General features: G+C 45.4%; 6 protein-coding genes. 5 read left to right on the forward strand and 1 reads right to left on the reverse strand.

The window, feature by feature from the left end; translation table 11 throughout:
• From ACTRWF_RS14930 to ACTRWF_RS14940, 3 genes are all read left to right on the forward strand, one after another.
• The coding region (locus ACTRWF_RS14930; RefSeq protein ID WP_462835778.1) for an MBL fold metallo-hydrolase RNA specificity domain-containing protein at positions 1 to 836 on the forward strand (836 nt) is incomplete at its 5' end.
• Between the two features lie 212 nt (positions 837 to 1,048).
• The gene (locus tag ACTRWF_RS14935; RefSeq protein WP_462835779.1) at positions 1,049 to 5,227 is read left to right on the forward strand and encodes an EAL domain-containing protein; all 4,179 of its coding nucleotides are present in this window, start codon (positions 1,049 to 1,051) and stop codon (positions 5,225 to 5,227) included.
• Positions 5,228 to 5,446: 219 nt separating this feature from the next.
• Positions 5,447 to 7,126 (forward strand): AMP-binding protein, encoded by a 1,680-nt coding sequence (locus ACTRWF_RS14940; protein ID WP_012519156.1) that lies wholly within the window; start codon positions 5,447 to 5,449, stop codon positions 7,124 to 7,126.
• A gap of 191 nt (positions 7,127 to 7,317) precedes the next feature.
• Here ACTRWF_RS14940 and ACTRWF_RS14945 read toward each other — a convergent pair whose 3' ends face one another.
• Positions 7,318 to 7,971: a dUTP diphosphatase gene (locus ACTRWF_RS14945; RefSeq protein ID WP_012519155.1), complete on the reverse strand. Its 654-nt coding sequence runs from the start codon at positions 7,969 to 7,971 to the stop codon at positions 7,318 to 7,320.
• A 663-nt stretch (positions 7,972 to 8,634) separates the two neighbouring features.
• On the opposite strand from ACTRWF_RS14945, the gene recC reads away from it, so the two are divergent.
• Both recC and recB read left to right on the forward strand, forming a co-directional pair.
• Positions 8,635 to 12,246, forward strand: coding sequence for an exodeoxyribonuclease V subunit gamma (gene recC, locus ACTRWF_RS14950; RefSeq protein ID WP_462835780.1), 3,612 nt, complete (start codon positions 8,635 to 8,637; stop codon positions 12,244 to 12,246).
• Complete coding sequence (gene recB / locus ACTRWF_RS14955; RefSeq protein WP_462835781.1) at positions 12,243 to 16,253, forward strand: exodeoxyribonuclease V subunit beta; 4,011 nt, start codon at positions 12,243 to 12,245, stop codon at positions 16,251 to 16,253. The genes recC and recB overlap by 4 nt, the downstream gene beginning before the upstream one ends.
• Position 16,254 lies beyond the last annotated feature (1 nt).

Consider the following 16,254-nt stretch of genomic DNA (forward strand, 5'->3'; position numbering starts at 1 on the left):
ATGCTAACCCCATCACAGGCTTGCCGTTTGATGTAAATCTGTATAAGCAATTAGGTAGAGAAAATATTCTCGCCATGGTGGGAGATTCTACTAATGCCCCCAAACCCGGCTTTTCTATTTCCGAAAGAAATTGCTACGACGGATTGCTGAGCACAATTGCTCCCATAAAGGGTAGGGTGGTGGTAGGTTGTTTCGGCAGTAATATTGCGCGGCTTATTTCAATAGCCAAAGTGGCAAAAAAGACTAAGCGGTACATGGCGCTGTATGGCCGTTCGCTTATGAACATGTACGGTATTGCGAAGCAACAGGGTATTTGGCCCGATGACTTGCCAATTACCGATCCTCAGCATTTAGGCTACCTACCTCCTCACGAAGTACTTGCAGTGGCTACAGGTAGTCAAGGGGAGAAAAATACCGCGCTGGCGCGACTAGCAAAAGACAGCCATCCGCATTTACAGCTGGAAAAAGGAGATACCGTATTATTTTCCTCAATAGTCATACCGGGCAATGAAGAAAGTGTAGAACGGTTAAGCAAAGCGTTGGCGGCAAAAGGCGTAGCAGTTATCCATAGCGAGGATAGCACATTGCCAATTCACGCAAGCGGCCACCCTTGTGAAGAAGAGCTCAAACTTATGTATCACTGGGTCAAGCCTGAGATTGCCATTCCGGTCCATGGTGAGCATTCACACCTTAAGGCTCACGCAGACATTGCGAAAGCGAGTGGTGTTTCAAAACATTATGTAGGGCAAAACGGCGACTTGTACCGCTTAGCGCCGCAGCCAAGTATTAGAAGACAGGTTATCCCGGTGGGCCGGATCCCCGTTCAACAAGATTAACCACATCGAAGTTAAAAGATAACGCAAAGCGTGGAGCTGCAGATCTTTAGTGCATAGCTCCACCCGTAAATTGCAAAAATAGCCCATTATTATCAATACGATAGTCGCTAATAACTTCTGTGTTAAACCTTAGTTATGAAACTGCCCAAGTTTCAAACATTCTGTTACACTTAGATTTATAATAACAATTTCAAACGTGCGACCCATTCCCAATGAGACGTTTTGCTTACTTATTTTTGCTGATGGCAATCACCGCGACGCAAGCGGTGGCGGCGCCTCGGCTGTCTAACCCTGTATTCCAATCACTGTCGACAAAGAACGGCCTTCCCCAGGATATCGTCAACGATATTGTCATCAATAGCGACGGATTTGTTTGGATAGCGACAGACGGTGGGTTGGTTCGTTGGGATGGCATTAGAACGAAGCGTGTTGCTGGGCCGGATAACCTACTTTTCGACGCTTCAATCTACCGTTTAGCACTACAGGGTGAAGAGGCGCTTTGGTTTAGTGTTTACGGCCGAGGTGTGTATTACCTCGATTTAGAATCACAAGAAGTCGTACAAATTGAACCTACTGACTTTCGCGATTTAGAAGGTTTTGTGCAGCACGGTGAAACCTTCCATTGGCAGAGCGATACGCAGTTAATTATTGCGCTGAGCGAAGAAGTACAGCGGTTCAATACACAGACAGACACCCTTGAAACCTTAGCTAAATTACCCGAAACGTTGCTCGACAATAAGCAAGCCATTCGGGCAGCGATAACGGTTGAAGATATCTTAGTGGTAGCAACCACTGACGGCGTCTACACCAAAAATGTTAACGACATCGCGCAGCCGCTTAAAGAGCTAGATTATCTTGCCGATATTCCCGCCAACTTGGATAACTTAAATGCCAAGTTTTTGTTGGAAGACGATAGCGGTAGAGTGTGGATTTCCACTGTTTTGGGTGTCTTCGTAGCGAATAAACAGGATTTCCTTCAGCAAGTACGTGGCGAAAAAGAACATGTATTTACGCAAGTAGTTGCAGATAGAAACGTTTGGACGCTAGTACAGCATAAAGATGATGCTTTTTGGATGGGCACTAACAAGGGGCTTTATCAATTAACCTGGTCAGCAAATGATGGCTGGCAATACGAACATATTCTTGAGCCTAATAACGGCTTAACAGAAATATCAAACAAAAAAATTGCGGCAATTGCCAAAGACGAATCCGATAACTTGTGGCTAAGTTCGGTCTACGCAGGCGCGTTGTATTTCGGCACTAAAAGCGCAAATATCTTTGCGATACAAAACGAGCGCTCTGTCGGTAACGACGTTCTTACTAGCCATGTTATATGGGCGTTCGCAGAGACAGAGCCAAATAAACTTTGGCTAGGCACAGAAAACGGGCTAAATCATTACGACTTTTTGGCCAAAAGCGCTGAAAAATACCTGTATTCAAACAGTGAATATGCGATAGCAGGCAATGGCGCAGTCGATGGTATTATACCTGGCCCGGACGGAACAATATTTCTTGAGACCTATGATGGTATACGTATTTTTAACCCAAATAGCGGTGAAGCAAAACGGCCAGAGATAGCAAACGGTGGTGATAGCAGCGTTTTCGATGCTTATGGTCCGGGCGCGACGCTCTCTAGCAACGGCCAACTGTATTTCATTGGCAATGAAGGTTATTGGAAATATGACATCGCCGAAAAATCAATTTCGCCGTTACAGCTCGACCCTCGTGTTTTCGATATTAATTTCTCCTACGGGTTTTTAGGCGAGTCTGAGTATCACCAAAAAAGGTTGTTTTTCGCAACAGAGGGTGGGTTGTGGTTAATTAATCCAGAGACGAGCCAGCACGAAATCGTATACCGTTTCTCTGAGGTTCATCGAGGAAGGGACCGCTCTATTGGTTCTTGGGTAATCGACGATTTAGGTGTGTTGTGGCTTGCTTATAGCGGCGTGGGGTTAATTGGCGTAGACGCTGATACCTTTGAACCCCTTTATAACTTAAATGACAGCAACATATTACTCTCAAACATTGTTTATGGGCTGCAAAAAGATGAGTCTGGCAATATTTGGTTCAGCTCGCATAAGGGGCTACATAAATACGACCCATCAACAGGCCAAATTAAAAACTTTATTTATGGCCGCGAACTTAGCGTGTCCGAGTTTAATCAAGGTGCTTCAATTAAGTTGAAAGACGGGCGACTCGCCTACGGCTCTACAAGCGGGGCTGTGGTTTTTTCTCCGTCACAATTAGAAAGTTTAGAGCCTGAAGGGAGTTTACTTGGTAAGCAAACCGCGATTACTGAAGTGGCGGTAGACAATCGAGTATTGAATCAACCCTTAAGGAACTTAAATGGGCACCACTTCGACTTAAACTACGAAGATTATGGTTTAACTATCCACTTTTCTTCGTTGACTATGTCGGGCGTCGGGAAAGTTAAATACTATTACAAGTTATTAAATGGCGACAAAGTGGCGACCGAAGGGGTTACGGAAGACGCGAAAATTACGTTTACCAACATATCGCCCGGCGATTACGTCTTCTCTGTGGTACCCACCCCGGGCAGCTTCGATTTTAACGTGTTACCGGCCGAGATAACCCTTTCTATGCCCTATGCGCCGCTGCGCTCACCGTTGGCTTACACTATTTATGCAACGCTTGTTATTGGCTTATTCGTCGCTTATTTACTCTCCAGACAGCGTCAGTTGTTCAAATTACAAAAGGCGAAACAACAGGTTACGCTATTTAGCGATGCCTTCAGACAAACCCGCGATTGGGTATTAATTTTCGATAAAGAAAAGCGCTTAGTCGCAGCTAACCCTGCTTTCGAACAAGTATTTGGTTTTAACAATAAAGAGCCCTTACCCAAGCAACTCGCTAAGTTGTATATGCGCTATCCGAACTTAAATCGCCAGCTGTCTGGAAAACTTCCTGAGATGCAAGGCGGTGACTTTTGGAAAGACGAGGCGGTTATCGATGGCGCTGACGGTAAACGTTACGATGTACTAATTGATATCACAGCAGTAAGCGGCGAAAGCAATGCAGCCGACCATTACCTAATTGTTATCTCAGATATCACTGAACAAAAAAATGCTGAACGTAAATTACTGAAAATAGCCACCTACGACAGCTTAACCGGGTTGGTTAACCGTACTTTGTTACTCGATAGGCTAGAGCATGCTATTGGGCTTGCTCGTCACAATAAGCATCGCGTAGCCGTGATGTTTGTAGACCTAGACAGGTTTAAAGGCATTAACGACTCGCTAGGTCATGACTACGGCGATAAGCTATTGCGCATTGTTGCCAATCGAATGAGAAATTTGGTGGCCGAGTCGGGTACGGTTGCCCGGTTAGGTGGGGATGAATTTGTCATTGTTATTGAAGAAGTGCTAAATGACGACGATTTAAGCTCTTTTGTAGGGCAAATAATTGAATCGGTTGAAACACCCATCTCGTTAGCAGAAGAAGTACTTCGTGTTTCTTGTAGCATTGGCGTGGCATTTTATCCAGAGGATGCCTCTGAACCTGCTGACTTGATAAAGCAGGCCGACGTTGCCATGTATAGCGCGAAAAAAGATGCCCTTAGCGGCTTTACTTACTTTACCCGTGATATGAACGAACGGGCGAAAACGCGTCTGTTGCTAGAGAATAAGGTAAAACGTGCCTACTCAGATGATTGCTTCTTTAATCACTACCAGCCAATCATTGATGCCCGTACCAACACGACAATAGGCGTAGAGCTACTATTACGTGGAAAGCTAAACGATGAACCGCTCTACCCAGATCAGTTTATTCCTGTTCTCGAAGAGCTTAAGTACATTATAGAAGTGACGCGGCAAGCGATGCGCAGAGCAGCCGAAGACTTATCACAGTGGTACGAGCAAGGATTTAACGGATACGTCTCCATTAACCTATCTGCATTACACTTTAAAACCGAGTTTGATCTTGGTGGTGTGCTGAGCGTGCTTGAAGAGTTTAAGCTTCCTAAATCGGCCTTCCGATTTGAAATTACTGAAGGAGTACTTATGGACGACAGTGATAATGCGTTAAGGCAGATAAAGCGCTTTGTTAAGGAAGGGTTTATCCTTGCGTTAGATGACTTTGGAACGGGCTATTCATCGTTAAGCTATTTGCAGCGCTATCCGCTATCCGTACTCAAAATAGACAAAAGTTTTGTTAACGAAATGGCGGCGGGAAATGCTAATGAAGCCTTGGTAACCACAACAATCACGCTAGCTAGTAATCTAAATATGAGTTGCGTAGCGGAAGGCGTAGAGACACAAGAGCAGGTAAAAGAGTTAATCGATAAAGCCTGTTTTTTCCACCAAGGTTATTTTTATGCCAAACCCTGCACGGCGAGTGAGGTGGCTCCGCTGCTGTTTAAATCTTGGTCATAAAGGCATTTATGGGCAGGGATTTTAAGCTAATAAGCCCATAAAAATGCAAAAGCCCAATCTATAAGAAAACTAAATTAAGGGGCTCAAGCCCCGTCATTCGTCGCATAGAATGTAAACGCTTGTTTAAAAAGCTTGTTTTTCAATAAAAAATAAGGCTTATTAGAAGTCTGTGAAATCATTGTGAAAATGAGCTACATTATAACAACATATGAGTGACCTATGCCGCTAGACATGACAGCAAACGCAAATACCACGGAAGTAATAACATCGCCATTAAGTATGTTGTACCACTGGGAACAGAACCGTGGGAACGATGTATTTCTTACCCAGCCTATTAAAGGTGAATATCACGATTACACGTGGAAGCAAGTCGCCGAACAAGCCAGAAAGGTAGCGGCCCGCCTGCGTGAATTCAATTTTCCACAAGGTAGCCGAATTGGAATTTTTTCAAAAAACTGCGCCGAATGGTTTATTACCGACCTAGGCATAATGATGGCAGGTCATGTCTCGGTGCCTATTTTCTCTACGGCGGGGCCAGACACTGTTCAATACGTATTAAAGCACGCTGATGTACAGTTACTTTTTGTGGGCAAGCTAGATAATACCGCAGAGCAGGTAGCGTCTATTCCAACTGAATACCTAACGGTGGCGTTTCCTTACCCCAACATTGCTACCAAGCAACAATGGGCTGAGTTTATGGATATTGCGCCTATTAAAGATTCGCCTGTACCAGATATGGACGACATCATGACCATTATCTATACATCAGGTAGTACAGGTCAGCCAAAAGGCGTAGTACACAGCTACAATACTGCTTGTTGGGCTGCTCGCCGCTCGTTGGACCAGCTCGGCATTAATGAAAACGACCGTACAATGAGTTACTTGCCTCTGGCGCATATCACGGAACGAGTGCTTGTAGAGCTTTCCAGCTATTACAGCGGTGGAAAGATTCACTTTGTCGAAGACCTGGCTACATTTCAGCGAGATGTGGGGCATTGTCAGCCAACACTATTTATTTCTGTTCCCCGTTTATGGACGAAGTTCCAAATGGGCGTGCTAGCGAAAATGCCGCAAAAGAAACTCGATACCTTGTTGAAAATTCCAATTCTCAACAAAATTGTAGCGAAAAAAATTCGCAATGGTTTAGGCATAAACAACGCGCGTTTGTGGGCCAGTGGTTCTGCACCGTTAGCGCCTGCCGTAATCGAGTGGTTTGCTAAAATAGGTATTAATATTTCTGAAGGGTGGGGCATGACCGAAAACAGTGCTTATGGCACAGGTAGCGTTCCGTTCCGCCACGATAAAATAGGTTGCATTGGAAAGCCTTATGATGGCGTAGATATCCGAACGTCTGAAGAGGGTGAGATACAGGTTAAGTCGCCATGTAATATGCTGGAATATTACTTAGAGCCGGAAAAAACCGCTGAAGTGTTTACCGAAGATGGGTATTTGCGTACTGGCGATAAAGGGGTGATTGACGCTGATGGTTACGTAAAAATCACAGGCCGCTTAAAAGACATCTTCAAAACGGCTAAAGGCAAGTACGTGACGCCAGCGCCAATTGAAGCGAAGTTTATGGAAAACCCTATCGTAGAGCAGGTATGTGTAACAGGTACAAACCTTCCTCAACCTGTGGCTCTGCTAGTGCTTAGCGAAGAGGCGCACAAGAAAGATAAGGCAAGCATTGAATCGAGCCTTAAGAAAACCTTTGATGCCATAAATGCTAAGTTGGAAAGCCATCAAGTGATGGATCGTGTTGTGGTCATGAAAAAAGAGTGGAGTATTGAAAACGACTTACTTACACCCACGTTGAAAGTGAAACGACACGTTTTAGAAGAGCGTTTCGAAGGTATTATTCAAGGCGATTACTCCGAAAAACTTGTGTGGGTAAACGCGTAGAGACCCGCGCTATTTAGCTAAGTTCATAGTAAAAAGCTCTGCAACTTGCAGAGCTTTTTTACATATAAGGGACTGTGTTTTGAAATCATACCCCTTTAAGCTGGTGGCGTTCGGTGCTTTCGCCGCTTGTAGGCGGGTGATAGTAGGCAGGGGCGCTTTCTAACACCCCGTGATTTCGTGAAAAGCCTACCTTATGAAGGGTAGCGATTGCGCAGACCTTCATAAACTAAGTCGCTAAATTCGGGCTTAGTTAAATCAAGGGCATCCATTACTTCAACTAAGTGCTCGTTATCTTCGCGGCCTTCCCATACTTTAACGTAGGTACCTTCTTTATAGCCGTTGTCTTGGCGGAAGAAGTTCAGTACGTTTTTACCCACATATTGTCGGTAGAGCTCGTCTGCGCTCATTTCACATTGGTTCACAATAAACATAAATAACGGCACGCTAAAGCGTTTTGCTGCACATAAGCCAGTCATTAACTCTAGGTTGTCCAGCAGTGACTGGTTTGCTGCATCGTAATCTTTTCCGTCAAACGTTACTAATGTATCGCCACTTGCTAGCTCAGCAGCAATACTTTTAGCTGACGCTTCAATGTCACCGTTATATTCAATGATGCAGGCGCTTAGGGCAAAGTGCCATATATCAACTAATTCCATTTGCAGTTGCGGTAAGTCTTTTTGTTGCGCCTTCCACCATTTCCAACCGTGGTGCTCAATAGCTTCAACCGACTCAACCATGGCGGCCCGCAAGTATCCATAGCCCGCATTCAGCCAATCGGGGTTTACTTTGGCGTTCATTTTGTCTTGAAGAGAAAGCATAGTGGCGAGTTGTTGGGCGGTTAACATTATTGCTCCTGACCGTGAAGTGGCACGCGAAATTGCAGTGATTCTTGTAAAGGGCAAATTGTACTTGAATGACGCTTACTGAGAAACTGATAAATTTTAGTCGGTAATGGCTTAGCATTTTCTTTACGGACTGCTTGCTCTTGGTGCACCTGCACCACGGTGCAACTGTGACCTATTGGTCATGTTTTTTTGCTTCTTCTAAGTTATTGAATTATATGAAGTAAAAAACTGGCACTCTATCTGCAAAACAATCATTGTTAACAGTGCTGCGCAGTAGCGCTAACGTGAATGAGTGCCAGGCAACGCTTATTCACGTTGTTACTGAGTAGACCGTAAACCTTACCCATACAGATTTTTCGTGTCCTGAGGTCTGTATGGGTTTTTTTTAACAACTGTCTCGATTTTCTATCGTTGCTTTCCTTCGTAAAACCCCACTCGTTTCGTTCTGCAGTATTTTTCATTTTTACGCTTTCAAAAAGCATTGTATTTGGTTTAAGAGTACACGATTTATCCGGTCCAGACGGCATAAGCAATTTACTTAGCTAAATTGGAAAGAAATCACTTAACTACTACGCTGATTGCGCTACACTAATTTGAATATCTAAGATGAATGTTCGCTATCTATACATTATCTAAGGGCTCGTTCTACAAAGGATTTTTCGATTGCTTGCGCTATATCCCTCTAACAAATTAGAACACTTAAGTTTTCTTCTTACTACGCTTTTACGTCAACAACCTTTAGGCGTATTTACCCCAGAAACGATCTTGGTTGAAAGCCCAGGTATGCAGCATTGGGTAAGCATGCAGATGGCTAACGAACACGGCGTAGCTATGAACATCGACTACCCACTGCCCGTGCGTTTTATGTGGAATACAGCACGCACTGTATTGGGGGCTGACAAGGTACCGAAACAATCGCCTTATCGCCGCGAAGTACTCACGTGGCGTATAGATAATGTTCTTCAAGATAATGCGCTAATGGATAGCGATGCATTCGAGCAGGTTAACAAATACTGGCAAAGTGCAGGTAGTGAACAAGAGCAGCGGCTTCAGCTTGCTACGGCACTGGCTGACGTATACGAACAATACTTGCTGTATCGCCCTGACTGGTTGTTTAAATGGGAAAATAACGAGCGAGCCGTATTCGACGATATGGAAGTGTGGCAAAGTGAAATTTGGCGAATTTTAGCGAAAGACCAGCCTTTGCATCCCGCACGCTTACACCAAATGACGCTGGAAGCGCTAGAAGCGGGTAACGTACCTGCTCATTTGCCCAAGCGCGTTATTGTTTTTGCCATAAACACCATGGCGCCCCAACTCATTGCGTTTTTCGATGCCCTTGCCCAGCACATCGATATACATATCTTTCACCTCAACCCCAGTGTTAACTATTGGGGTGAAGCAAAAAGTAGTAGTGAGCAAGCCAAGCTGCTTCGTTTAGAAGGACTTAAAAAGTGGATGGAAGAAGACCAATCCAACCCACTGCTTGGCAACTTAGGAAAGCAGGGCCGAGAACTGTTTAACTTACTCACCGAGCTGGATACGTTTGAAATAAGTGCATTCGACTCGCCAGATTTCGAAAGTGCAGGTGAGGGAGAGGATGAACACGGACAGTGTCATTCCAGAGGCCTGCTCGACTACATTCACAATGATATCCTTCAGGCTGCTCACCCCCAGCCACTGACTCACCAATTAAAGAACAAAGACGACAGTGTCACCGTAATGTGCACCCATTCTGCACTGCGCGAAGTTCAAGTGTTACATGACCACTTGCTGCACTGGTTGTCTCAAGACAAAACCCGCACACCCTCTGACATATTGGTGATGTGCCCGGCGATTGAGAATTACGCGCCGTTTGTTGATGCAGTATTTCACCGAGTGGGTACCAAATCTTTAGGTGGTACTGGCCAGGTACGTCTTCCTTGTACTATTGCTGACAGAAGCCCCATGGATGCAGAGCCCCTTATTGCAGCATTCATGGCCTTGCTACAGTTACCGGATAGCCGCTTTGGTGTATCGGATATTTTGGATTACTTACAGCTCGACTCGGTTCAAAAGCGCTTTTCCGTGTCTCAAGATGATATAGAGCAAATGGTCGTTTGGTTAAAGCAGGCACACATTCATTGGGGCCTTAATAGCGCTCATAAAACTGCGGTGTCAGAAGGCGTAAATTTAGACGACACCTATAGCTGGTGGTGGGGCATTCGCCGTTTACTTATGGGCATGCTTGCGCCAGATAGCGAAATGATAGTGAGTGATGTACTTACCATTCCCGATGTGGAAGGGCAAAGCGCGTTAACGTTAGGTAAGCTCATAGAAGTGGTGGCGTTACTGGGGGAATTTGCTCAAGAGTTAACCCAACCCCGACCGCCAGAACAGTGGTCTAAAGCATTGATTGCGCTTCGTGACGCCTGCTTTATGCCTACAAAAGATCAGCAGCAAAGCTGGGATCTCATCGCCAAAGTCGCCGCAGACCTTGCCGCCCGGTGTGAAGAAGCTAACTATGAGCACGAATTAACCTTGCGACAGGTTCGAGATCTTTTGCTCAATCGATTTTCATCTCCAGATGCCGGAAACCACTTTATGACCGGTCAGGTTACGGTATGTTCTATGCTTCCAATGCGAAGCATACCGTTTAAAAAAGTGTGTATTTTAGGCCTGAATGACAGTGAGTTTCCTCGTAAATCAAGCCCGTTAGGGCTCGATTTAATGGCAAGTGATGGTCGCAGGGTTGGCGATCGCTCTAGACGATTGGAAGACAGGTACTTATTCCTAGAAGCTATTATCTCAACCCGGGAAAGCCTGTATTTAAGCTATCAAGGTAACGATGTAACGAATAACAGCGAACGGCAGCCCAGTCTCGTTTTGGCTGAGTTCATGGATATGCTTGAAAATAACTATGCATTGTCACTAGAGAAATACGCGGTTCATGCGCCGTTACATCCCTTCAGTGAACCGGTTTTTGCTGGGGCGTTGCCCAGTTATGAAACGGGGTGGCTTCGCCTAGCCGATGCGCTTCAGCACAACAAATTAGGTGCTAACGCGGCTGATACGAATGAAAACGCTGATGTTGTTGATACCTCCCTTGATACGGCGACAGCTGATATTAGCCAGTCGCCCCGCGCACTTGCAACACAAGCGCTACGTTTGTCGAATATGCAAATCGCCAGAGCATTTAAAGATCCGCTTGAGCATTTTTCCATACAAAGGCTTGGCGTGAATTTATCGCAATCATTTACCCTGCTTGAGAACAGCGAACCTTTCGAAACAAATGCATTGCTGCGTTATCAGGTGCTCGACGCTATATTTTCCTCGCCTGAGCGCAATAATTCGTCAGAACTTGATGCCAGTGAACTTACATACAGCGAGCAAGTAATTACATTTGCTTCGCTTAGAGGGGATATTCCCAATAACCCAGTGGCAATGGATGAAGTTGAAATGTGGAAAGAGGGGGCGCTAGCGCTAAGTCAAGCTATGGGCCCTCACGATGCCGAGCACAAAAAAGCACAGTTTCAAGGTAAGTATATTACCTTCACTACCACGGCACTAGAAGGCAGCGACGCATTAGTCGAGCTTTGCGCCGGGAAAGTTGACGCTCATCGGGCGCTAGGCTTTTTCATCTCACAATTGATATTTTCAAGTAGCGATGAAACAACTAGTTACACCAATTACCCATTAGAAATTTACGCCTGCTCGTGGGAAAAAGGCGAAACTATTCTGAAAAAACAGAAATTTCCTGCAGTTGAGCGCGAGTCCGCCGTTCAGTTACTCCTGTTTATAGAGCAGCTTTACATGGCTATTTACACCGCGCCAACCCCCGTGCATTTAAGTTTGTTTGGTAGCATTATACCTGGTAAGAGAAATTCAGAATGTAAACCAATTGTCGACAGTATAAAACCTGAAATGTTTGGACACCTACTTAGGGCGCTATTGAGTGCTGACAATTCCTGTGAAACCGACAAAGCGGTTATTTATCAAGTAAAGCAGGCTATTGATGAAGTCTGCCCCATTGCAGATAACGACACTGTCGATGAAGCAAGCGAAAAAGCACAGCAAATCATGACTCAAGCGGCTGGGCTTTTCGACACGGTAGAATTACATCGGGCGCTAACCGATTGGCAGCAAAGTAGCGGGCAGTATAGCGCTGACATGGCTAATAACCCTTATCTTAACTGGCTATTTCCTCAAGGCATCAATTGGAGTGATGTGCCGCATTTAAGTGCCTTTTTACTATTCGCCATGGTAAACAACGCGTCTCAAGAGGAGAAGTTATGAGCAATATTACCCCATCCTCTGCAAGCGATATGGCAACCCAAACCCAGCTTGAAACCAATGAAAAGGCCAACAATGACGCGCAATTGCTTGATGTGGTAGCAATGCCATTAAAAGGGCGGCATCTAATAGAAGCCAGCGCAGGGACGGGTAAAACCTTTAACATTACCCGGTTATATTTGCGCTTACTGTTAGAAAAAAAGCTGACGGTAAAAGAAATATTGGTAATGACGTTCACCAAAGCTGCCACCGAAGAAATAAAAGGGCGTATTGCCAAAACCTTAAGAGAGGCGTTTCTGATTTGGCAGCAAGCCAAAGAGAATGACAATCAAATTGACAGCAACTGCGACCCTGTTTATCAGCATTTGTTTACTCGCTGTAATACCGACGAAAGCCTGGCTTTGCTAAAAGCTGCACAGTTAGAACTTGATGAAGCGTCGGTTTTCACTATTCACGGCTTCTGCCAGCACGTCATTACCCAGTTGGCGTTTAACAGTGGTTTTGCCATGTCGTTAAACTTAGGTAATGACACTAGCGATTTGTACCTTCAGGCGGCAGAAGACTACATTCGAAAGGTGAGCAAGAACGAAGACAATTTTAGGCTGCTGGCAGAGTCAGGGTGGCATACACCTGAAAGGCTGTTACTGGAGTTTAATGCCAGCATTAAAAGTACTCTGACCCCATTAATGCTTAGCGAGCAGGATATTGAGCTTGCCTATCAAAGGCAGCTAGATGAATCGCCGCATACTTCTGTGGCCTACGTAAAAACGCTATCGCAAAGCGTAGAAGATAATGAGGGGTTGTTAGTTGAGCAGCTTATTAAAACACCTGCTCATAAGAAAGAAAGGCCGCAGGAATTGGCCGCATTAAAGAGCTGGCTACGTTCATGCGCAGATAGCGGGCAATATTACTTACCCCCGCCTGAAGCAGAAGCGTTTGTTAAAGGCACTCGCTACGCGAGAAATTCTTCAGGGGTAAAAGAAATACTAACGCCGATTAAAGAATTTGCTGCTGCATTGAAAAAAGTATTCGGCGAAAAGGATAAGGCACTGGCTAAAGTACCCGTGTTTAAGCTGGTTGTAGAAGCCATTGCGTTCATTAAAGGGCGCGTTGATAAACAGAAAAAGCAGCTTGGTGTTATCGATTTTGACGATCTCATTCGCATGTTAGCCGATGAGGTGGTTAAGCCTGACAATACGCTTGTCCCTGAACTTCGTAAAAAATTTCCTGTGGCGCTTATTGATGAGTTCCAAGATACCGATGCCAAGCAATACGCCATTTTGGACGCGGTTTATCCCAATGCATCGAGCAATTCGGCCTCACAAACAGAAACAGACCTTTCAAACGATAACGAGGAGAGCGCGTCGGCAAGAGTCAGTGCGTTATTAATGATTGGCGACCCTAAACAGGCGATATATCGCTTTCGCGGAGGGGATATCTTCACCTACTTGAAGGCGGGCAGACAAGCAGACTATCGCTGGGTAATGAACACCAACTGGCGCTCGGTAGAGGGGATGGTAAAAGCCTATAACCGGTTATTTTATGGTGCACCTGTGGCATCAAATACCCCAACTGATGTGTTTGGCTTTGATATCAAATACAACCCCGTTGAATTTACGCCCAAAGCGGCAGCGGCTAAAACCCCATTGATAGACCCTGCAGCGCAGCGTAGCGCGATGAATTACGTGAGCCTGTGTTTGGAAGAGAAAGAAAATACCAACATTATGCGTCGTAAAATGGCGCAGTGGATTGCGCAAGAGATTTATCGCCTGCTAAACGAGGCTCAATTTCAATTGGACAACGGCGAAACAAAACCGGTAAAGCCGCAAGATATCGCTATCTTGGTAAAAGACAGGACCGAAGCCGGCGCTATCAAAAACGTTCTACAGCAAAAAGGGTTAGCCTGCGTTTATTTAAGTGATCGCAGCAACTTGTTTGCCAGTGCCGAAGCGAAAGATGTACTTAGGCTTTTAAACGGTATATGGCATGCGAACGATACAAGCAACGTTTCCTCTAGCTTAGCATCTCCGCTTTGGGGCTATAGCCCGCAGACCCTCATTGAACTGCTTTACCACGAAGATGATACTATGTGGGATAAAGCGATGGACAAAGTATTGTCTTTACGCGACATGTGGCTTCAAAAAGGCTGTATGAGCGTACTTCTGCACCTAATGCAAGACAGCTACGTCCCCCATGCTGATAACGTGGAGCGCGCGCTTACAAACTATCAGCATCTTGCCGAAGTGCTGGAAAAAGCCAGTACCACGCACCAGCGACCCGAACAGCTACTCGACTGGTTAAATAAACAAATTCACAAGCCAGAAAGTGATGAAGAACTTACGTTACGCCTTGAAAGTGACAGCCAGCTAATTCGCCTTATTACCCAGCACGGTTCAAAGGGCCTTGAATACCCCATCGTGTTTGTTCCTTACGCAACCGGCTATAAGGATGCATCGAAAAATGGTAAATCTACGTCACAAATATTTACCTTTTACGATGAAGACAAGCAAGATTTGCAAATGCAGTTAGGACAGACCGCTCAAGCTATAGCTCGTGTTCAACGCGAAAGCGAAGCAGAAGACATGCGCCTTGCTTATGTTGCGGTGACGCGTGCGGCACACCGTTGTTACATGGGGGTTATTCCACTGGCTAATAACGAAAAAAGCGCGCTGGCCCGCGCCTTGGGCGTGAGTGGCGATGAGAGTACGAACAGAGACTGGCAGAGTGTATTACGCCGTGTCGCCGAGGAGGATGAGTCTCATGCTAGCTATATTGACGGCGATGAATTTGAAGAAATCTATTCAGGTTTTGAACAAGGTGACGCGATACCTCAACTCACAGCACTACAATTTACGGGTACTGCAAGCGAAGAATGGCGGCTCTATTCATTTTCAGCCATGAGCCGTTTAACTACCGTAGGCTCGGTGAAAAGTACAGATACTGTTGAGGGCGCGGGTCAAAGCCTTCCAAGCGTACCTGTACTTCAAACCGTACGCGATGAAGAAGTGTACGCGCTCGATACGCTTTCCACTGACGGAGAGATACTTGGTGCTATAGATGTAGACTCTCACACCCCGTTGATACAAACGAGCGCAGTAACGAAAAATGACTTGCGCTTTACGCTAGAAAAGGGCGCAAGTGCAGGTAACTTACTTCACGATATCTTAGAACACAGTGATTTTAGTGCGCCGGTGTGGGAAGAAAGTGGCAAAGAGTTAGTGAATCGCTTTGGGTTAGAGGAAAAGCGTACGCCTTTTCTTTACGAGTGGCTTGAAGAAGTTTTACAAACGCCTTTGTACCCCAATATGCAATTGTGTATGAGTGACTTGACGTTAGAGCAAACTCTGCGCGAGGCTGAGTTTTATTTTCCAATGAACGATACCCAGTGGAAACAGCTTCGAGAAGTGCTTAATACCCATCGGCAAAGCGTGGCGGAAACCTTAGGCGGTGAGGCTGAACCGGCTCCCCAGTTCATTACGGCTAAACTTAAAGGTATGATGCATGGATTTATCGATTTAATTTTTGAACATGACGGTCAGTTCTTTGTAGCCGATTACAAGTCAACCTGGCTGGGTGATACCCTTGAAAGCTACATGCCTTCAGGTCTGTTTCACAATAATCAGCACCACCTTTATGATCTTCAGTATTTAATCTACTGCTTAGCGTTACACCGCTATTTAAGCAATACGCTGCCTGATTATGACCCCGATATCCATTTTGGCGGCGTTTATTACCTTTATTTACGTGGTATGCACCCAGAGAACGAGCAAGGTGAAGGGGTGTTTTATACCCATATTCCATCCAGTTTACTTCATCAATTGGACGCTATTTTCGCAAGTAAAGGCACTACTCACACCCCTCCAGACCCGCTAGATAATGGGGATGAAAACGAAGCACCGTTAAGTGAACGAGATTCGGCAGACCCACTTCAAAAAGGTACGAATGCTAATTCTTCAAGTGAAAGCCAAAAGCCTTCGGGTCAGCAGCAATTTAGTTTCGACGACGAATAGG

Source organism: Alteromonas sp. G5_S2_22_S1 (assembly GCF_054968525.1).